Below are 22,755 nucleotides of genomic sequence, written 5' to 3' on the forward strand. Positions count from 1 at the left end.
TTTGATGTCGTCACAGTGGTGTAGGAAGTCTCCGATACTTATTTCGCGGTTTCCTACATTTTGTTTGCCTCTCCAGCAAAAAACGTGGTTATTATCCGGCGGCGCTTCGGGTCACAAACCCGGCGCCAGAAGATTGCCGTGTGTCTACAGACCCGGCAGTCGCAGCCGATCGGGACCACCCTGGCGCTGTCACCCACCGCGCAGGTTGTTCCTCGTCGTTGACCCTCAAATGGAAGTCGAGGTTTCAATTGATCACGCGGTTTGCAATCGACGATGCAGTGAGCAGGGCGACGGACGTCGTCAACGATTCTGTCATCTCCCCAGCCGTTCGCGCTGACCGCGCCGCGGTGTTTTTCGCCAGCCTTTCTCCCCCCGGTTTCCTGTGTGTGCCTGCGTGTGACGCGAGTCTGCACGCGCGCGCCGCGCCATCTTCCTGAATTCGAATGACCGAACCGGTACTTGCTGCCGGGGCCTGACTGGCAGGGCGCGTGCTGTCTCTGCCTGATCACAAAAATAATGCAGTCATGGACGGTAGCCTCCGATGCTCGACAACACTTCCTTGCGTGGGACGAATCCCGCGCAGCCCGACGTTTCATCCTTGATTCCGTTCGACACCGATCTGTGCGTGCACGGTCTGTTTGAAGCGCAGGTGCTGCGCAACCCCGAGGCCATTGCCGTACGCTGGCAGGAGGAGGCGCTCAGTTACCGCGATCTCAACACCCGCGCCAATCGCCTGGCCCATCACCTGTGCAGCCTCGGAGTCGGGCCGGACGTGCGGGTCGGGCTTTGTCTTGAGCGCTCGCTGGAGATGCTGGTGGGCGTGCTCGCGGTGCTCAAGGCCGGTGGCGCCTATGTGCCGCTGGATCCGGCGTATCCGACGGCGCGGCTGGCGCACATGCTGGCCGACAGCGCGCCGCCGGTGGTGCTGACCCAGAGCCAGGCGCGGCATGTCTTGTTGGCCGCGCTTGAACAATCGGCCACTGCACCGACGGTGCTCGACCTGGGCGATTCAACACATTGGGCTTCACAGTCACCGGACAATCCCGATCCCTACGCGACAGGCCTGACACCTCGGCATCTGGCCTATGTGATCTACACCTCGGGGTCGACCGGCACCCCGAAAGGCGTGATGGTCGAGCATCGCGGTCTGATCGCCGTGAGCGCTGCCTGGGCACGACTCTATGCCTTGGGCGAGCCGATCAATCACCTGCAAATGGCCGGGTTTTCCTTCGACGTGTTCAGCGCCGATCTGATTCGTGCGCTGGGGTTTGGCGGCACACTGGTGCTGTGCCCTCGGGACACTTTGATGGATCCGCCGGCCCTGTATCGCCTGATGCGGGAAGCTCAGATCGGTTTTGCCGACTTCGTGCCGTCGCTGCTCAACCCTTTGCTGGCCTGGGTTGAAGAGACCGGCCATGACTTGTCGTTCCTGTGCACCGTGGTCTGCGGCTCGGACATCTGGACTGCCCACAGCGCACGGCAATTGCGCAGACTGTGCGGTGAGCGGGTGCAAATCGTCCAGGCCTATGGCGTCACCGAAGCGAGCATTGACAGCACCTGTTTCGAGTTCACCGACGCCAGCCTGGTCGACACTGTGCTGCCCATCGGTCGGGCACTGCCCAATACCCGGGTTTACCTGCTCGACGCTGACGGCGCACCGGTTGCCCAGGGTGTAGAGGGCGAGTTGTACATCGGTGGTGTCGGCGTGGCGCGGGGTTATCTGAACCTGCCGCAACTCACCGACGAGCGCTTCATCGACAACCCGTTCGTGGTGGGCGAGCGCTTGTACCGAACCGGCGACCTTGCGCGTTATCGGGCTGACGGTCAGTTGGAGTTCCTCGGCCGCAACGACTCCCAAACCAAGTTGCGCGGCCTGCGCCTGGAATTGGGAGAAATCGAAACCCGGCTGGCGGACATTGCGGGCGTGCGTGAAAGCGTGGTGCTGCTGCGTCAGGACGGCCTCGGTGAACCTCGACTGGTCGCTTATTACTGCGAAAAACCGGGCACAACGCTGAGCCCGCGCTCCCTGCGTGACCAGCTGCAAATCAGCCTGCCGGATTACATGGTACCGACCGCGTTCGTGCGTCTTGACGCGCTGCCGCTGACCGCCAACGGCAAGGTCGATCGGCCCAATTTGCCGGCACCGGACGTTGAGGCATTCGACCAACGGGATTACCAGGCACCACAAGGCTCGCTGGAAACCGCGCTCGCCGCGATCTGGGCCGAAGTGCTCGGCGTCGAGCGAGTGGGGCGTGAGGATCAGTTCTTTGCCCTCGGCGGTCATTCGCTGCTGGTGATGCGTGTGCTGGCGCAGGTTCGCCATACGCTGGGGCTGGAAGTCGCGCCTTCGACGCTGTTTGCCGCGCCCGTCCTGGCAGTGTTCGCCGAACGGCTGCAAGCCAGTCAGGCTGCGGCTCGTCCAGCCATTGCGGCCCTTTCACGGTCGGGCGCGCAAACGTTGTCGTCTGCTCAGCAGCGTCTGTGGTTTCTGGCGCAAATGGAGGGTGGCAACGCGGCGTATCACATGCCGCTGAACCTGCGTTTGCGGGGTTCGCTGGACGTGGCGGCACTCGAACGCAGCTTCAATCAACTGGTGGCACGCCATGACGCGCTGCGCACCACCTTCATCGCCGTTGAAGGGGAAGGGCGGCAGCAGGTTTCACCGCCCGCGCACAGCCTTCGACTGACCGTAACCGATCTGCAAGGTCCCGATGCTCAAGAACGTCTCACTCGGTTGATCGACGAGGAGGGCGCCAGAGCATTCGACCTGAGCCGCGGACCGCTGATGCGCGTAAGCCTGGTTCGACTGGCAGCGGATGACCATGTGTTGCAGTTGACCCAGCACCACATCATCTCCGATGGCTGGTCGATGGGTGTACTCACCCGGGAACTGGGGCAACTGTACGAAGCGGCGTTGCAGGATCGCGACGATCCGCTGCCGACATTGCCCGTGCAGTACGTGGATTACGCGGTGTGGCAGAAGCAATGGCTGACCGGCGAAGTGCTGGAACAGCAAAACCGCTATTGGCGCGAAACCCTCACCGGCGCACCGGTGCTGCTGGAGTTGCCGGCGGATCACAAGCGTCCGCCCGTGCAGGATTACCTCGGCGGTTTTGTGCCGCTGGTCTTCGACGAAGCGTTGACCGCACGCCTGAAAGCCCTGGGCATGCAGCAAGGCACCACGCTGTTCATGAACTTGCTGGCCGGTTTTTCGCTGCTGCTGTCACGCCTGTCGGGGCAGGATGATGTGGTGATCGGTGTGCCGTCGGCCAACCGTCCGCAACAGGAGTTGGAGGGGTTGATCGGCTTCTTCGTCAACACCCTGGCCCTGCGCATGACCCGGTCTGGCACACCATCGGTGGCGCAATGGCTGCAACAGGCGCGGCGGGTCGCGCTGGGCGCTCAGGAACATCAGGACCTGCCGTTCGAGCAAGTGGTGGAGTTGCTAAATCCGCTGCGCAGTCTGGCCCACAGTCCGCTGTTCCAGGTGCTGTTTGCCTGGGAGCAGGATCAGGATTCCGATCTGCTGCTGACCGGGCTTGAAGTCACGCCGGTCGAGAGCAGTCATCACGTGGCCAAGTTCGATCTGCAACTGGCGCTTCATGAGCGCGACGGGCAGATCGTCGGTGGCCTGGAATATGCCTCGGGTCTGTTCGAGCGGGGCACTGTCGAACAGTTTGGCGAGTACCTGCGCCGGGTGCTGATGCAGATGGTCGAGGACAGCCAACAGTCGCTGGCGGGGATCAAGCTGTTGAGCGCCGAGCAACACCAGCAGATCGTTTACGACTGGAACCGTACTTCACGCGATACGTCGTCACTTCCCGATTGCATGGCGCGCTTTGAAACCATTGCCCGGCAAACGCCCGACGCCGTGGCGCTGCTCGCCGAGCGCGAGCAACTGAGCTACGGCGAACTGAATCGCGCCGCCAACCGTCTCGCGCATTACCTGATCGAACAAGGTGTCGGCCCTGAACATCGCGTCGGCCTGTGCCTGGAACGCTCGCCGCAAATGGTCATCGGCCTGTTGGCGATTCTCAAGGTTGGCGCGGCGTACGTGCCGTTCGACCCGGCTTATCCGAGTGAGCGTCTGGCGTTCATGTTCAGCGATGCCGCGCCGACTATGCTGCTGACGCAATCGAGCCTGATGGCCGGACTGCCGGCTAACGAGACGAAAATCTGCTGCCTGGACACTGACGCATCGCAATGGGCACAACACCCAACTGATGATCCGCAGGTCACGGTGAGCCCGGAGCACCTGGGCTACGTGCTCTACACCTCCGGCTCCACCGGGCGCCCGAAAGGCGTCGCCCACAACCGTCGCGCGCTGGATAACCTGATCGCCTGGCAACTCGATCAAGCCACAACACCACATCGCGTGCTGCAATTCGCCTCGCTGAATTTCGACGTCTCTTTCCAGGAAATCTGCAGCACCCTGTGCCAGGGCGGCAGCCTGTTGCTGATGACTGAAGACAGCCGCAAGGACCTCGCCGCATTGCGCCCGACCCTGGTGGCCGAAGGCGTGCAACGGGCGTTCCTGCCTTTCGCCGTGTTGCAGCAACTTGCCGGCCTGACCGAGGCTGATGCACCGATGCCGGCCGGTGGTTGCGAAATCATCACCGCCGGTGAAGCCTTGCAAATCAATGACGAGCTGCGCGGTTTTGTCCGTGGGCTCGGTGGCGCGCAGTTGCATAACCAGTACGGGCCGACCGAAACCCATGTGGTCAGCCAGTTCAGTCTCGACTGCAACGAGGTTGAATCCTGGCCGGACGCGCCGTCCATTGGCCGTCCCATCGCCAACGCGCGGCTGTACGTGCTGGACGAGCATCTGAATCCGGTGCCGGTCGGCGTGGCGGGCGAGTTGTACATCGCTGGCGCCTGCCTTGCTCGTGGCTACCTCAATCGCCCGGACCTGACCGCCGAACGCTTCCTGCCGGACCCGTTCACTGACGAACCGGGCGCGCGGATGTACCGCAGCGGTGACCTCGCGAAGTTCCAGGCCGACGGCAACGTGCAGTACCTGGGTCGCATCGACCAACAAGTCAAACTGCGCGGCTTCCGCATCGAACTCGGCGAGATCGATAGCCTGTTGCATCAACAACCCGGCGTGCAGGAAGCCGCTGTGTTGCTGCGTGAAGACGTGGCCGGGGACAAGCGTCTGGTGGCCTATGTGGTCGGCACCGCGATCAGTGAATCCCTGCGCGCCGAACTGCAACGTCAGTTGCCCGAACACATGATCCCGAGTGCCTGGGTCCGGCTTTCGCAATTGCCGCTGACCCGCAACGGCAAGCTCGACCGACAGGCGCTGCCGGTACCGGAGCGCAGTGCCGGGGCGACGTACGAGGCGCCGCGCAACGACATTGAACGGCAAATGGCCGAAATCTGGGCCGAAGTGCTCAAGTGCGAACGGGTCGGCATCCACGACAACTTCTTCGACCTCGGCGGCCATTCGCTGCTGGCGACGCGGATGATCTACGCGATCAATCAGCGCATGGGCGCGCAGATGTCCCTGAGCAGCCTGTTCCAGACGCCGGTGTTGATGGATCTGGCGGCGCAGGTTTCGCGTGATGACCAGAGCATTGAACCTGCGTTTATCCAGATCGAGCCGGATCGCGCTAATCGACATGAACCGTTCCCTCTGACCGATATCCAGCAAGCCTATTGGTTTGGTCGCGAAGCCACGGTCAGCCTCGGTGGCGTCAGCGCCCACGGTTACGAAGAACTGCGTATTCCCGAATTCGACGCGGAACGTTTCGAGCTAGCGCTGAACCGCATGATCCTGCGCCACGACATGCTGCGCGTGGTGTTCCTCAGCGACGGCACGCAACAGGTGCTGGCGCAGGTGCCGACCTACTGTATGCCGCGCAGCGATCTGCGCGGTTTGCCCGCCGAAGTGGCGCAGCGCACGCTGGAAGCAACCCGCGAACGCCAGTCCCATCAGGTGCTGGATGCCAGTCGCTGGCCGCTGTTCGAGTTCAGCCTGTCGCTGCTCGACGACGGCATCACTCATTTGCACATCAGCCTCGACGCGTTGATTGTCGATGCCGCGAGCACGCAGATTCTGGCGCGCGAACTGATGGCGTTCTACGTCGAACCGACGTTGGAACTGGCGGAACCGGGCCTGACTTTCCGCGACTACGTGCTGGCCGAACAACAGCTGCGCAACGGCCGCCGTTACGAGCAGGCGCTGGACTACTGGCGCGAGCGGGTGACCACTTTGGCCCCGGCGCCAGACCTGCCGCTGGTGCGCCAACCCGAGAGCATCGCCAACCCGCACTTCACCCGCCGCGACCGCGACATGTCGGCCGCGCAGTGGACTCAGCTCAAGGCCGTGGCCAAGCAGTTTGCGGTGACGCCGTCGGTGATGCTGCTGACCGCCTTCAGCGAAGTGCTCGCGCTTTGGAGTCGCACCCCGCGTTTCACCCTGAGCCTGCCGCTGTTCAACCGCATGCCGCTGCATTCGGATGTCGACGAAATCATCGGCGACTTCACCTCACTGGTGCTGCTGGAAGTCGGCATCGACGGGACACAAACCTTTACCGACAAGGCCCGCACGGTGCAGGCGCAGCTGTGGCGCGACATCGATCATTCGGTGGTCAGCGGTGTGCGGGTGCTGCGTGAATTGTCCCAGGCCAGGGGCGTGCAGCAGACGGCGATGCCGATCGTGTTCAACAGCACGCTGTCGGAAGCCGCACCGGAACTGGCCGAGTTCAACCTGGCCGACGCGCTGAACGCCAAACACATGCACAGCATCACCCAGACCCCGCAGGTGTGGCTCGACCACACGTTGCTGGAGCTGGAAGGACGGCTGTTGTTCAACTGGGACAGCATCGACGAACTGTTCCCGCAAGGCATGATCGAGCAGATGTTCGTCGCCTATAACACGTTGCTCGACAGCCTGTGCGAGCCGGCGGCCTGGGGCGCGAACACGCCACAACTGTTGCCGCAGGCACGGTTGCCGGCACCGGTCGACATTCAGCAAACGCTGCCATTGATGCACGAACTGTTCGAACGTCAGGCCCTTGCCACACCGAATGCACTGGCGGTAATCGGCGCGCGACAACTGACTTACGTCCAGCTACGCAACGAGGCCCGGCAACTCGGCGCCCGCCTGCAAGCGCAGGGCGTGCTGCCGAACCGGTTGGTCGCGGTGGTGATGGAGCGCGGCTGGGAGCAAGTGGTCGCGACCCTGGCGATTCTGTATGCCGGCGGCGCTTACCTGCCCATCGAACCGAGTCAGCCAGCAGAGCGGCTGCGACATATTCTTGACCGGGCCGAGGCGAGTCTGGCCCTGACCCAACCGGCGCTGCTCGACAAGATCGAATGGCCGGCGCAGGTCACGGCCATTGCCGTGACCGAAGAAGTCTCAACCGATGCATTGCCACTGCAACCGGTGCAGGTGAACGAAAGCGACCTCGCCTACGTGATCTACACCTCCGGTTCCACCGGCCAGCCGAAAGGCGTGGTGATCGACCATCGCGGTGCGGTCAACACCTTGCTCGACATCAACCGCCGTTTTGCCGTCGGCCCGACCGACCGTGTCTTGGCGATCTCGTCGCTGAGTTTCGACCTGTCGGTCTATGACTTCTTCGGCACGCTGGCCGTGGGCGCGGCAGTGGTCATCCTCGACCCGCAACTGACCCTCGATCCGGCGCACTGGCTCGAATTGATCAAGCGTCATCAGGTCAGCCTGTGGAACTCGGTGCCGGCACTGCTCGGCATGCTGGTCGAGTACGTGGAGGGCGAGGGCGGTGCGTTGCTGGCGAGCCTGCGGGTGGCGATGTTGTCGGGCGACTGGATTCCGTTGACCCTGCCCGAGCGGACCTGGGCCTTGCAGCCAGGTTTGCAACTGATCAGCCTGGGCGGCGCTACCGAAGCGTCGATCTGGTCGATCTGCTATCCGGTGCAACACGTCGACCCGGCGTGGCGCAGCATTCCCTACGGCAAGGCCCTCGATCATCAGCGCTTCTACGTGCTGGATGAAGCGCTGCAAGTGCGACCGACCTGGGTCGCGGGGCAGCTGTACATCGGCGGTATCGGTCTGGCCAAGGGGTACTGGCGCGATGAAAAGCTCAGCGCGGGCAGTTTCTTCAACCATCCACTGACCGGCGAACGGCTGTATCGCACCGGCGACCTGGGGCGCTTGCTACCGGACGGCAACATTGAATTCCTCGGTCGCGAAGACAATCAGGTCAAGGTCCAGGGCTATCGCATCGAGCTGGGCGAAATCGAAGCCGCGCTCAATCGCCATCCCGGCGTGCAGAGCGCGGTGGTGCGCATTCTCGGCAGCACGCTGGGCGAGAAACGTCTGGCGGGTTATGTGCTCAAGGCCGATCCGGCGTTGCAGGCCAGTGACTTCACCGACTACCTGACGGACAAGCTGCCGGCGTACATGATTCCGACGTCGTTCACCTTCGTCGAAGCCTGGCCGTTGTCCTCAAACGGGAAGGTCGACAAGAAGCGTCTGCCGGAACCTGAGCAAGTCGAGGAACAAGGGCCGGCGCTGGAAGTCGAGGGCCCGCAGGAACAGCGGCTGGTGGAAATCGTGCAGGGCGTGCTCAAGCGCGAATCCATTGCCGCCAATGCCAACCTGCTGAACCTCGGCGCGACCTCGATCGATATCGTCAGGATCAGCAACGCCTTGTCCGGCGCCTTGCACTTCCGCCCGCATGTGGCGCAATTGCTGGCCCAGCCGACGTTGCTGCATCTGCTTGGCATGTACCGCCAGAACCGGGCGCGGCAGGAATTGCTCGGCAACGTGCAGCAGGCTCCGGAAACATCGCAGGACATCATCGAAGATCCGCAGCAGCGGGCGCAGTTCAAGGCTGAGCAACGCGGTCGCCGTGACTTCGCTCAAACCTTGCCGGAGGTGGCATTGGACTTGCCGCAAGACCCGGCCTTCGCCGGGCGTTTGAGCGATTACCGCTCGGTGCGCCTGTTCGGCGCGCAGCCGATTGCGACTCAAGCGTTCGCGCATTTGTTGGCGGCACTGGCGCAGGGGCAGCTCGACGGTGAGGTGAAATACCAGTTCCCGTCGGCGGGCGGGTTGTACCCGATTCAGGCCTACCTCTACGTCAAACCGGATCGCGTGCTCGGCGTGCCCGGTGGCGCGTATTACTACGATCCTCGCCAGCATCGCTTGCTGGGGCTCCAGAGCGGATTGCTCGACCCGGACACCTACGACTACTTCGTCAATCGCCCGGTGTACGAGAACGCCGCGTTCTCGCTGTTTTTCATCGCCGACATGGCAGCGATACGTCCGTTGTACGGCGAGCGCAGCCGCGACTTCTGCCACATCGAAAGCGGTGCGATGGCGCAACTGCTGAGCATGACCGCTGTCGAGCAGGGCCTGGGTCTGTGCGGAATAGGCTCGGTCGAGGAGCAGCAACTGACGGCGCTGTTCGACCTTGGGCCAAATCATGAATTGATCTACTCGATGATCGGCGGGCTGCGCACGGTCGATGAGCAGCACCGCGCGCCGGTCGAGGCATTTGCCATCGAACCTGTGACCGAAAGCCTGGACGACGAAGACATGGAGGAGTTCGAAGTATGAATGCCGATCAATTGCTGGCGTTGTTCGCTCGCCATGGCGTGGTGCTCGAAGTGGACGGTGACAAGCTGCGTTGCAAGGCGCCTCGCGGGTTTCTCACCGAAGAGCTGACTCAGGCACTCAAGCGTCACAAGCAGGAACTGATTGCCTTGCTCGGTGGCCGGGATGACGCCGTGATTCCCCGCCGTGTTGGCGAAGAAACGGCATGGCCGCTGTCGTTCTCGCAGCGGCAACTGTGGTTTCTCGATCAGCTGGAGCCCGGCAATCCGTTCTACAACGTGCCGACGGCGGTGACGCTAAAAGGGCAACTGAACGTCGCGCTGCTGGAGCGGGCGCTGAACGAACTGGTTGCCCGTCACGAAATCCTGCGCACGACGTTTTGCAGTGTGGAGGGCGAACCACGTCAGGTGGTGCATCCGTCGATGCCGCTGTCGTTGTCGGTGACGGATCTGCGCCAGCTGTCTGCCGATGAGCGCGAGCAAAAAGTGCGATTCGCCGTCGAACAGGACGCCCGGGCGCCGTTCGATCTGGCCACCGGGCCGTTGTTGCGCGCGTCTTTGTTACGTGTGGCGGACGATGAATACCTGTGGCTGTACAGCGTGCATCACATCATCGCTGACGGTTGGTCGATGGGCGTGATCCTGCATGAGGTCGCCACGCTGTACGGTGATTATCTGCGTGGCGATACACCGACTCTTGCGCCGCTGCCGGTGCAATACGCCGATTACGCCTGCTGGCAGCAACAGCGCGTGGGCGGTGCCGTGCTGGACGCCCAACTCGATTACTGGCGTCGCACCCTGGACGACGCGCCGCTGTTGTCGACCCTGCCTGCCGACCGGCCGCGACCATTGGTGCAGCGTTATGTCGGTGCCACTTTCCGTTCCTCCGTCGATGGCGGCACCTTGCGCGAACTCACGGCGCTGGCCCGCCAGACCCAGGGCACGCTGTTCAACGTGCTGCTGGGCGCATTGTCAGTGTTGCTGTGGCGCCACAGCGGTCAGCAGGATCTGTGCATCGGTACGCCGTTCGCCAACCGCAATCGTCCGGAAATCGAGCCGCTGATCGGCCATTTTGTCAACACGCTGGTGCTGCGTCAGCGCCTCAATCCGCAGCAGACCTTCGCCGAATTGCTGCGCGACGTGCGTGGCCAGATGCTCGATGTTCACGCCCACCAGGACGTGCCGTTCGACCGTGTGGTCGAAGCCGTCAACCCGCCGCGCGATCCCGGTCATTCGCCGTTGTTCCAGGTGATGCTGGTGTTGCAGAACACCCCCGGCAGCGGCGTGCAGATGTCCGGCCTGCAACTGGCGCCGTACAGCACCAGCAGCGCCACGGCCAAGTTTGACCTGGCGTTCGAGTGGGTCGAGCGGGAAGGGCGGCTGGACTTGCTGGTGGAATACAACACCGACCTCTACGACGTCGCGACCATCGAACGCCTGAGCGGGCACTACCGTCATCTGCTCGAACAGATCGCCGCTGATCCCAAGCAACCGATCAATGCATTGCCGTTGATGAACGAGGCTGAGCGTCAGCAGGTGCTGGTCGACTTCAATCGCACCGCGCCACTGACGCAAGCGGCGCCCTGCGTGCACCAACTGGTCGAAGCGCAGGCCGCGAGCAACCCTCAGGCCTGCGCGGTGGTCTTTGAAGGTGAGTCGCTGAGCTACGCCGAACTCAATGCCCGGGCCAACCGACTGGCGCGGCACTTGCGCACGTTGGGTGTCGGCCCGGATGTGCGCGTGGCGGTGTGCATCGAGCGCTCGCTGGAATTGCCGGTGGCGTTGCTGGCGGTGCTCAAGGCCGGGGGTGCTTATGTGCCGCTGGACCCCGATTATCCGCTGGGGCGCTTGAGTCATATGCTCGGCGACAGCACACCGGCGGTGTTGCTGACCCTCGGCTCGGCGCACGGGATATTGCGTCAGGCACTGCAAGGTTCGACCTGGGAAGCGCCGATCCTCGACCTCAAAGAGGACGCTGTGAGCTGGGCGTCGTTGCCTGCGGACAATCTCGATCCGCGCAGTGTCGGCGTCACCCCTGACCATCTCGCCTACGTGATCTACACCTCCGGCACCACCGGATTGCCCAAGGGCGCAATGGTTGCCCACCGTGGCCTTAGCAACCTGCTGTTGTGGTGTTTGCAGGTCTGCGGCGAAGCGGGGGCGATGCTGCACAAGATCCCGTTCGGTTTCGATGCCTCGGCCTGGGAGACGTTCTGGCCGCTGGCAACCGGTGGGCGACTGGTGATTGCACGGCCCGGCGGACATTACGAACCGGCCTATCTGGCGCGCGAAGTTTGCGAGCAGCGGGTCACGGCGTTGGTGTTCGTGCCGGCGATGTTGCAGCTGTTTCTGGAGGTCGAAGAAGTCAGCCTGTGTGCTTCGCTGACCGATGTGTTCAGCGGCGGCGGTGAACTCCCGCCAGCCCTGGCCCGGCGTTTTCAGGAGCGCCTGCCCCATGCTCGGTTGCACAACGTCTACGGCCCGACCGAAACCACGGTGATCAACAGCGTCTGGACCCTGGAGCCCGGCGCCGAAGTACCGGCCCGGCAACTGCCGATCGGACGGCCGATTTCCAACAACCGTTTTTATGTACTCGATGACCGCGATGAGCCGGTGCCGGTGGGTGTCACCGGGCAATTGCACATTGGCGGTGTCGGCGTCGCTCGGGGTTATCTGGGGCTGGTGCGGCTCAGTGCCGAACGTTTTATCGACAATCCGTTTGTGACAGGCGATCGGCTCTATCGCAGCGGCGATCTGGCGCGCTATCGGCCGGACGGTCAGCTGGAGTTTCTGGGGCGCAACGATTTTCAGGTCAAGTTGCGCGGCGTGCGTCTGGAACTGGGCGAGATCGAAGCCCGGCTCGAAGCGTTTCCCGGCATTCGCAGCGCCGTGGTGCTGATGGTCGGCGAAGCGGCGCAGGATCAGCGTTTGGTGGCTTGTTGCGTTGTTTCCGAATCGATGGATGAAGCGGCGGTTCAGGCTTATCTGGCGACGACGCTTCCTCGTGCGGTGGTCCCCGGCAGTTATCTGTGGCTGGACGCGCTGCCACTGACCGCCAATGGCAAGGTCGACCGTGCCGCACTGACTGCGTTGGCGGATGAAGAAATGGTCAATCGTCAGGTCAACCTGAGCAGCCCGCGCGATCACATCGAACTGACGCTGTACCAGATCTGGAAACGCCTGCTGCTGGTGCCGCAGATCGGCATTCGCGATAACTTCTTCAATGTCGGCGGCACCTCCATCGCCGCGATCAAGATGGCCCACGAAATCAGCCAGGTGTTCTCGGTTGAGATGCCGGTGCGTGTGGTGCTCAGCTACCCGACCATCGAAGCATTGGGCGGTTGGCTGCGTGTCGGGGCCAACCCGGCGGTTGCACAGGGCAATCTGATCGAGTTCCGTCGCGGCACAGGGCAGCGCAACGTGGTGTGCATTCACCCGGCGGGCGGTACGGCGTTCTGTTACCTGTCGCTGGCCAAGGTGTTGCCGGATGAGGCCGGCGTATACGGCGTGCAATCGCCGGGGCTGAATCCGGGGGAGAATACCGAGCCGACGGTCGAAGCGATGGCCGAGGCCTATCTGCGGCTGATCGAACCGCTGACCGCGCAACCGCTGATCCTCACCGGATTGTCGTTCGGAGGGCTGGTGGCCTATGAAATGGCGCGGCTGTTGACGGCGGCGGGGCATCGTCAGGTGACCGTGGTGCTGCTCGATACCCAGGGCAGCGACGATCCGGGTTTCCGCGAGCAGATCGGCACCGTGGACATGGCCGAGTTCCGCGACAAACTGGTGCGCTTCAACGGCATGTACCCCGGCATCGAAGACGCGCAAGTCGAGCGCTATTTCCACATTTACAACCACAACCGAATGGCCATGGCCGCCTATGAATGTGCGCCGCGCGCCGGTCGTGTGGTGCTGATTCAGGCGCGGGAAGATTTCAGCCGCCATCAGTTGCATGAACTGCGCGGCTTCTGGCGTCGCCGCGCCGGCCACGGCTATCTGGCGAAACTGGTCAGCGGCGGGCACTGGGACATGCTCGAAAGTGCGGAAATCCATCGGGTCTCGCAGATCATCCGTCAGGAGCTGCAACGCTTCGACGCGCAGGAGACGAAATGATGAACGCGTCCAATGACCTGACGTTGCTTGCACGCTTTACCGAACAGGTACGGCAACATCCGCAAACCCCAGCCGTCATCGACGGGTCGGTAACCCTGACCTACGCCGAACTGGCCAGCGCCAGCGAGCGCATCGCCCGAGGGTTGCTGGCGCGTGGCGTCGAGCCCGGCCAATCGCTGGCGTTGTGCATGCCGCGTTCATGGCAATGGCTGACGGCGATTATCGGCGCGTTGAAGGTCGGCGCGGTGGTCGTGCCGCTGGATCGAGCCAGTCCGCTCAAACGCCGGGAGTTGATGCTGGCGGATGCGGCGTGTGTCGGCCTGATTACCCAGGATGAGGAATCGCTGTGGTCGCCTTCATTGTGGCAAACCAGCGTCGAGGCCTTGCTCGATCAACCGGACGTTCCACCGCAAGCGCTGGCTGAAGACTTTACCGAGGTGATGTTCCTGTTCTACACCTCGGGCACCACCGGCACGCCGAAAGCGGTCGAGGTCGGCGAGCGCGGCTTGCTGCGCCTGGCGCACACCGACGGCTATATCGAAATTCGTCCGACGGACCGCTTCGCCTGTCTGTCCAACCCGGCGTTCGACGCTTGCAGTTTCGAGCTGTGGGCACCGCTGCTCAACGGTGGCTGCTGCGTGATGATTGCCGACGAGGACGTGCTGGATGCGCGCCGGCTGGCCGAGGTGCTGGAGCGGACGCGGGTCGACAACCTGTTCATGACGGTGTCGCTGTTCAACACCTTGATCGCCGAGTGGCCGTCGTGTTTTTCCTGCGTGCGTCAGGTGCTGATTGGCGGCGAGCAGATCAGCGCCGCTGCCGTGCGTGCGTGGTACCGCGCCAACCCTGAGAGCCAGTGCCGGATTCACAACGTCTATGGCCCCACCGAATGCACCACGTTTGCCCTGTGCTGGCCGATCAGCCGTGACTTTACCGGCGACTCGGTGCCCATTGGCCGACCACTGCCGGACACCGGCGTGCAGGTGCTGGATGAGCAGCAACGGCCGGTGCCGGCGGGAGAGGTGGGCGAACTGTATTTGAGTGGCAGCGGCGTCGCCCGTGGCTACCGCAATCGCCCTGAAGAAACGGCCCGTCAGTTCGTCCGATTGCCCGACCTCGACGGTGGCGCACACGTCCATTACCGCACTGGTGATCTGGTGCGGTGCAATGCCGATGGTTTGATCGAGTGTCTGGGACGGGTCGACCGTCAGGTGAAAATTCGCGGTTTCCGGATCGAACCGGGGGAGGTGGAGCAGCGGATGCTGGAGCAACCGGGCGTGGCGCAGGTGTATGTCTGCACCCGGCGTCAGGCGGCTGAAGATCATCAGCTGCTGGCGTTTATCGTGCCGCGCGGGGAGCTGGACTATCACGCCTTCGAAACCCACTTGCGAGCGCAACTGGCGCCGTATATGCGGCCGCATCAGTTGTTCCTGCTGGAGCGCCTGCCGCTGACGGCCAATGGCAAGATCGATCGTGATGGCTTGCTGGGCCAACCGCTGAATCCGTGGCATCCAGTTTTGGCGGCGATGGACAACGACAACGCTTCGCCGGCGTTGGACTGGTTGCTGGGTCAGGCCCGTTCGCTGCTCGGTCAACCGAGCCTGAGCGCACAGGATGACTGGCTGGGCAGTGGCGGCGATTCGCTCAAGGCCATGCGCTTGCGCTCGGCGATTCGTAGCCGTTGGCAGCGCGAGCTCACCATCGACACGTTGCTCAATGAACCGTTCTCGGCACTGGCCGAACAACTGACCGCTGAGCTGACGTGGCCTTCGATCTATCCGTCCGCGCCACCGATCAGCACGGCCCGACGCTTGCCAGCCACTGCCGAACAGCGCCGCTTGTGGCTGTTGCAGCAACGTACGCCGAACTCGACCGCTTACAGCGTGCCGCTGATTTTGCATCTGGCGGCAGGTATCGATCTACCAGCGCTGGCCGAGGCTGTGGGACGTCTGGTGCTGCGCCATCCCGGATTGCGCACGGCGTTCGTGCCCGGTGCCGATGGCCTGGATCAGGTGATCGCCGAGCAAGGCCCGGCCTGCCGAACCTTCGCCGTCGGGCATTTCACCGAAGACAACTGGCAGGCGTTCGCGGAACTGGTGTTCAGCACACCGTTCGACCTGACCACGCCGAACCTGTTTCAGGCGTGGCTGTTGCCGTTTGCCGATGGCAGCTGCCGGCTGTTGCTGAACCTGCATCACATCATCGTCGATGGTTGGTCGGTGAACCTGTTGTTCGACGACCTGACGCAGCTCTACAACGATGCTGTGCAGGGTTGCGAAAGCCCTGAGCCGTCAGCACGTCTGACGACGCTGGAATTTGGCCAGTGGCAGGGCCAGTGGGGCGTCGATCCGCATTATCGCGACCAGCGTCGCGCATTGGCCGAGTTGCATCGTCGGCAGGAAGAACCGTCGCCCGCACTGATGCCAATGCGCGAAATCAGCCCGGATGCCCGGTTGCATCGAGAACCCTTGGGTGCCGTACGCAGCGCCGCCCTCGAGCGCTTTTGCACGCAACAGCGACTGACCCGTTTCGAAGTGCTGTTCAGTGTCTTCGCCTGGAGCCTGTACGCCTTGACCGGGTGCGAGCGGCCACGGATCGCCAGCCCGGTGTCCAATCGGCCACTGGCAGAGTTCGAGGACAGCGTCGGCATGTTCGCCAACACCGTGCTGATCCCCACCACCGTAAACCACGCACTGACCCTCGGCGAGCAGTTGCGCCAGCAGACCGCTAGCGTGCGTGAGGTGCTGGCATTGCAGGACGTGGCGCTGGCGGATCTGGTGGAAGACCTGCGGCTTTCATCGAATACCGCACTGTTCGATTTCATGTTCGTGCTGGAAAACACTGATTACGCCGCACTGGCCGACTCAAACCTGCGCGCCACCCTTGAGTTCAACGAACACCTGCACGCCAAGTGCCCACTGACCTTGTTGATGGTGGGCAGCGGCTCGCAGCTGGAGTGCTGGTGGGAATATCAGTGCAGCTATTTCGATGCAGAACAGGTGAGCACGCTGAACGCATTGTTCCGCCGTGGTCTGGACCTGTTGCTGGAAAGCCCGGCGGCCACGCTCGACAGTCTGCTCGGTCCTTATCGACACGGTTTGGCTCCGGCCAGTGAAGGGCCGAAGGGCGAGCTGCCATTCAACACCCTTGCGGACTGGTTCGAGCATCAGGTCCATTGCACGCCGGATGCGGTTGCATTGGTTAAAGGTCAGCGCCGCCTCACCTATGGCGAGCTGAATGGACTGGCCGACGTTCTGGCTGCTGACTTGGTCGAGCGTCATCCGTTGCCGACCGGGAATGCTCCGTTGCATGTCGTGCTGTTTCTCGACGCGTCGGTGGAGCACATCGTCGCCTTGCTGGCTCTGGCCAAACTCAACCTGACCGCCGTGCCGCTTGATCCAGCTTACCCGGTGGCGATCCAGCGTCAGGTGCTGGAGCAGGCGCAGCCGCATTGCCTGTTGTTCAGCGACGCGACCGAAGCGGCGCTGGATGAGCTGAACGCGGGGCGGTTCGCCGTGCACCGGGTTGACCTGCGAACGGAGACAGGGCCATTCGAACGCCCACGTCATGCCGGTGAACGACCGCTTTACACGCTGTTCACCTCCGGCTCGACCGGTACGCCGAAAGGTGTGCAAGTGTCGGAAAGCACCCTGTGCAACCTGCTGCAATGGCAGCGCACGGAAGGGCAGTTGCCGGCGAAAGCGGTGACCTTGCAGTTCTCCATGCTGTCGTTCGATGTGTCGTTTCAGGAGATTTTCAGCACCCTCTGCGGGGGCGGCTGCTATCACCTGATCACGCCGCGCTGGCGTCAGGATGCCGAGGCGTTGCTGGGTTACATGGTCGAGGCGCGGGTCGAGCGGTTGTTCCTGCCTTACGTGGCCTTGCAGCATCTGGCACAAACCGCCGTGGCCCGGGGCATCTATCCGTCGGCGTTGCGTGAGGTGATCACGGCTGGCGAGCAACTGCTCTGCACGGACGCGCTGCGCAACTGGTTCGGCGGCATGCCGCAAGCTTCGTTGTTCAATCACTATGGCCCGACCGAAACCCACGTGGTCAGCGCGTTGCGTTTGCCAGCCGTGGCGCGGGACTGGCCGCTGCGGGCACCGATTGGCCATGCCGTTGGGAATGCCCGGTTGCTGTTGGTCGATGAACACGACCGCCCGGTGCCGAACGGCTGCCGTGGTTACCTGCTGGTGGCGGGGCCGATGGTTGAGCGTTGTTATCTGGCAGATCCTGCGTTGAATGCGGCGCGGTTCGTCGAGTTGGCAGAGGGCTGCTTGTTCTACCGCACCGGCGATCTGGCATGGGCCGACGCTCAGGGCTGCTTACATTATCTCGGACGCGACGATCAGCAGATCAAACTCAGCGGCCATCGTCTGGAACTGGGGCAGATCGAGGCGGCGCTGATGCAGGTGCCGGACGTGGTCAACGCGGTGGTGGCGGTTCAGACCGATCCACCACGCCTGACCGCGTGGCTGCAACTCGATGGCGAGCCCGCGACGTCTCAACAGCTGGATCGTCAGGTGGCGCACCGACTGCCATCCCATGTGCGAATCGATGAATATCGGCGGATCGACGTCTGGCCACGCACCCCCAGTGGCAAGATCGACCGCAAGGCTTTGCCGAATTTAGGTGCGGCTTTGGAGCGGCGCAGCACACCACAACCGGTTGTTCAATTGACCGCACTGGAGCGGCAACTGAGCGAGCTGTTCCAGACAGTCATCGGCCGTGACATCGAACCGGAGCAAACCTTCTTCGAGGCCGGCGCCACCAGCCTCGGCCTGATGCGTCTGCATGCGCGTTACACCCAGGAACTGCCGCACAAGGTGACGATGGCCGATCTGTTCGAACACGTCACGGTACGGCGTCTTGCGGCGCATCTGTCGACCGCGCCAGTGGCGGCGGTAGAGCGCGTACGACAAGCCGATGCAGGCCATCAACCGATGGCGATCATCGGCATGTCGGTCAATGTGGCCGGGGCGCAGAACCTGTCCGAGTTCTGGGCGATGGTGCAGGGTAACGAGCTGGGCATCGAGCACTTTGCCGCGGAAGAAGGCCTGATCGGCGCCCGCAGCCAACTGGCCGGCATGCTCGATTTCGATCCCGAATATTTCGGCATCAGCCGCCAGGAAGCACGGCTGATGGACCCGCAACAGCGGCATCTGCTGATGGGCTGTGTGCAGGCTCTGCAACACGCGGCCATCGTTCCGTCGGCGGATGGCCCGCGCATCGGCCTGATCGCCAGTTGCGGCGAAACCACGTACTTCCAGCAGATGCTGCGCGACACCGCGGAAGGTGATCTGCCGGATGGCTTCCAGATGGCGCTGCATCACGACAAGGACTTTCTGGCGACCAAAGCCGCGTATCACCTGGACCTCAACGGCCCGGCCCTGAGCGTGCAGGCGGCGTGCGGCAGTTCGCTGATCGCCGTGCACCTGGCCAGTTCGATGCTGCGCCAGGGCGACAGTGATGTGATGCTGGCGGCCGGGGTGTTGATCGACCCAACCCTGAGCGATGGTTACCGTCATCGCTCGCAGCACATCTTCTCCGCCGATGGCCTGTGCCGTCCATTCAGCGACGACGCCAGCGGGACCATCGGCGCCAGTGGTTATGGCGTGGTGGTGCTCAAGCCATTGGCCAGGGCGCGGGCGGATGGCGACCGGATCTACGCGTTGCTCGAAGGCTCTGCACTGAACAACGATGGCCGGGCCAAGATGAGTTACACCGCGCCGTCGGTGGCCGGGCAGAGTGCGGTCATCAGCGACGCCTTGAGTCGCGCCGGATTGACCGGTGCCGACATCGGCTACATCGAAGCCCACGGTACCGGCACCTTGCTGGGGGATCCGATCGAGGTCGCGGCGTTGACCAAGGCCTTCGGCGATGCGCCGGCCGGTCAATGCGCGTTGGCCTCGGTGAAGAGCCAGATCGGACATCTGGGGGCGGCGGCGGGGGTGGTCGGTCTGATTCGCGCAAGCCTCGCGGTGTTCCATGGCGTGCTGCCGCCGAATCTCGGGTTTGGCCGGATCAATCCGCAGATCGATCTGGAGCATTCGCCGTTCTACGTACCCACCACGTCCCGGCCATGGCCGGAAGGGCGGCGGCGTCTGGCCGGTGTCAGCAGTTTCGGGATCGGTGGCACCAACGCCCATGTGATTGTCGGCGCCGCACCCAAGGCGCAGGACTTGACCGAGGAAACGCTGCCACTGCTGATGGTTTCGGCCCACAGTCGAGCGGAATTGCTGCGCGATATCGCGGCGATCCGCGAGCACATGCAAGCGCATCCAGAGCAGCAGACCGCGTTGCTGCGCCACTTGCAGTCAGGTCGCCGGCAACTGCGCTGGCGCTTTGCGATGATCTGCCGGCCGGGTGATGAAATTCCTTTGCAGCCGACAACGATCAAGGAAATCACCGCGTCGGGTGTACAGATGATCGCCCGTGATCGTTCAGCGCAGGCATTGCTGGAGGCGTGGTACGAAGGCGCAACTATCCGGTGGCCGCAGCGCTCGGCGCCACCGCCGTGGGATTTGCCGCCAGCGTCATTCGATCTTCAGACTTATCGGTTTCAACCCGCTGCCGAAATCGTTGCCCCCGTTTTGGCAGGCATCGAGCGGCAACCGCTGGCGCAGTGGTTCCATCAGCGGCAGTGGGTGCGTGTCCAGCGCCTGAGTGTGAAGGCATCTGATGCCAAACGAGAAACGCTGATCCTTTGCTGCCATGAAGCACCCGGCGCGGCATTACTGGAAAATCTGCGAACGGTTTATCGCCGCGTGATTCAAGTCCGCACCGGCAACGGCTTCAAGCATCTCGGCGCAGATCGTTTCGAACTGGATCCTCTGGACAACGAAGCCCTGAATCGTCTGCTCACCGAGGTCACAGAACCTGAACCCGGCGAACTCGACTGGCTGCACACCTTGCCGCTGGCGGTGTCAGGGGCGGTCAACGAGCAATCGCTGGATCTGGCGCAGTGGGCCTGTCTGGACACGGTCAGCGCACTGATGCAGGCCTGGGGGCAAACCACACGGACGACACGTCTGCGGTTGTGGTTGATGTCGTGGCAGGCGTGCCCGGTGGACGACGAGGTTCGGCGTCCCGAATTGGCGGCACTGGCCGGGATCACCGAAGTGGTGCCGCAGGAATACCCGGTGCGTTGCCACTGGCTGGACTGGCCGTCGCCGCACCTTGATACGCAGGCCGCAGAGCTGGCGGCGCTGCTTGGCGATCCGGCCGCGTTGCCTCGACGGATGGCGGTGCGTGACGGTTACCTGTGGCAGCCACGGTTGATCGCTCAGCAATTACCGAACCCGATTACGGCTTCCAGCCTGTTGCCGGATGACGGCACGTTTCTGGTGCTGGGCGGCACGGGCGGGATAGGTCGGACCCTGTGTGAACACCTGCTGCAAGCGCCTGGGCGGCGTGTGGTGTTGCTCTCGCGTCAGGGGCAGTTGCCTGCAAATCTGACGGCTTATGCGTCGCGAATCGACTGCCTTCAGGCGGACATCGCTGACCTGTCGCGTTGGCCGCAGGTACTCGATCAACTGGCCGGGCGTTACGGTCGTCTGAGCGGGGTGATTCATGCGGCAGGTGTCGGCGCGGGCAGTCTGATTCGCCACCGCGATCCCCGGCAGATGGCCGAAGCGATGGCCGCCAAGACCCGCGGCATGCTGGCGGTCGAAAGCTTGATCGAACAGCTTTCGCCGGGATTCGTCCTGTACTGCTCGTCGATGTCGGCATTGTTCGGCGGCGCGGGGCACCTGGACTATTCAGCGGCCAGCGGTGTGCTCGACGGTTTCACTCATTACCGGGCGGATTCGGCCAGTACTTGCCTGCGCCTGGGGATCAACTGGGACATCTGGCGCGACATCGGCATGGCCACGACCAGCAATGGCGGGGACGCTGCGCACCAGGAACATCTGACGGTCGGCTTGTCGGCCGAAGAGGGTTGTCGGGTATTCGATCTGGCGATGGCGGCGCAGTTGCCGCAATTGCTTGTCTCCACCACTGGCATCGACACCGCGCGGCGCTTCTATCCGGTTCGTCATGGCGCCGCGGGGGCAAAGGTCGAAGCGCCCAAGGGCGTGGACCTTTCCGTGCGTCTGCGTGAATGCCTGTGCAAATGGCTCGGTGTGACGGATCTGGAGGACGATGATTCGCTCTATGACCTGGGTGCGGATTCGCTGACCTTGCTGGACCTGATCGACGAACTGCAAGCGGCCACCGGTGAGGTGTTCCAGCTGTCGCAGTTCAGTCACAAGGTCAGCCTGAGCGAGGTGTTGGGTCTGGTGACAGCCTGCTCGGTCGAGGCACCAACTGCCACGCAGGGCAGTTGGAGCGGCGCGGTGCGGATCGATCAGTGGCATGCCGGCGCCGGGCGCGAGTGGCTGTATCTGATTCACCCGGTGGGCGGTGATGTTCAGGCCTACCGGGAACTGGTTTCGGCGCTGCCTGCGGATCTTGGGGTGTGCGTGATTGCGGACCCTGCGTTGCGTCTGCCGGCGCTACCGAACATCAGCATCGTCGAACGCGCCCGGTTGTATCTGGAGGCAATCAAGGCCCACATCCCGGCCGGCTGTGCCTGGCGCCTGGCGGGTTGGTCGTTCGGTGCCTGGGTGGCGCAGGCACTGTGTCAGCAAGCCCAGGCTGACGGCTTCAGGCAACCGCTGCTGTACCTGATCGATCCACCCGCGCCGGATGCTGGTGCGGAACTGGCTGGCATCGACGAGCGGACCATCGAACAGGTGTTCCAGCGTGAGTTCGCCCAGCGCTGGCCTGACGTTGAAGGGCAGGCGATGTCCGAGGAGCGTCAGGCTTATCTGCAACGGCTGACAGTGTGCTGTCGCAACAATATGACCAGCATGGTCGACTTCCAGCCACCCGCGTTGGCCGCCACACCGGTTCGGATGTTCATCGCCGGGCACGCCAACCCTTATGGGCTGGGCGACGCCTGGAGCATGGATGACCTGCAACGCAACTGGCAGGCATTGCTGCCGCAATTGCGCAGTTGGCAACGGCTGGACACCGATCACTACGGCATCGTGGCGGGTCGCTGGGCGCGGATGCTGGCCGAGGTGATTGGCACGGAGGGGCCGTCGATATGAA

The 22,755-nt window shown here is 63.3% G+C and carries 3 protein-coding genes; all 3 read left to right on the plus strand.

From position 1 onward, the window contains the following. The first annotated feature begins 541 nt into the window (after nucleotides 1–541). Genes AC1RME_RS21385 through AC1RME_RS21395 form a run of 3 tightly spaced genes read left to right on the plus strand, consistent with a single transcriptional unit; the run spans nucleotide 542 to nucleotide 22,754 of the window. Nucleotides 542–9,550 carry a non-ribosomal peptide synthetase gene (locus AC1RME_RS21385; protein ID WP_493091730.1) on the plus strand — a complete coding sequence of 3,003 codons (9,009 nt, stop codon included), beginning with the start codon at nucleotides 542–544 and terminating at the stop codon, nucleotides 9,548–9,550. Then, nucleotides 9,547–13,659: a non-ribosomal peptide synthetase gene (locus AC1RME_RS21390; RefSeq protein WP_096820611.1), complete on the plus strand. Its 4,113-nt coding sequence runs from the start codon at nucleotides 9,547–9,549 to the stop codon at nucleotides 13,657–13,659. Before AC1RME_RS21385 ends, AC1RME_RS21390 begins: the two co-directional genes overlap by 4 nt. Beyond that, the gene (locus tag AC1RME_RS21395; protein WP_493091731.1) at nucleotides 13,656–22,754 is read left to right on the plus strand and encodes a hybrid non-ribosomal peptide synthetase/type I polyketide synthase; all 9,099 of its coding nucleotides are present in this window, start codon (nucleotides 13,656–13,658) and stop codon (nucleotides 22,752–22,754) included. Before AC1RME_RS21390 ends, AC1RME_RS21395 begins: the two co-directional genes overlap by 4 nt. The last annotated feature ends 1 nt before the right edge of the window (nucleotide 22,755 follow it).

This window comes from Pseudomonas sp. GW822-FHT03F08 (assembly GCF_058801265.1).

What these genes read in the sequence shown, in the direction of transcription:
- AC1RME_RS21385 (WP_493091730.1), top strand. Translation starts at nt 542, where the DNA reads ATGCTCGACAACACTTCCTTGCGTGGGACGAATCCCGCGCAGCCCGAC.
- AC1RME_RS21390 (WP_096820611.1), top strand. Translation starts at nt 9,547, where the DNA reads ATGAATGCCGATCAATTGCTGGCGTTGTTCGCTCGCCATGGCGTGGTG.
- AC1RME_RS21395 (WP_493091731.1), top strand. Translation starts at nt 13,656, where the DNA reads ATGATGAACGCGTCCAATGACCTGACGTTGCTTGCACGCTTTACCGAA.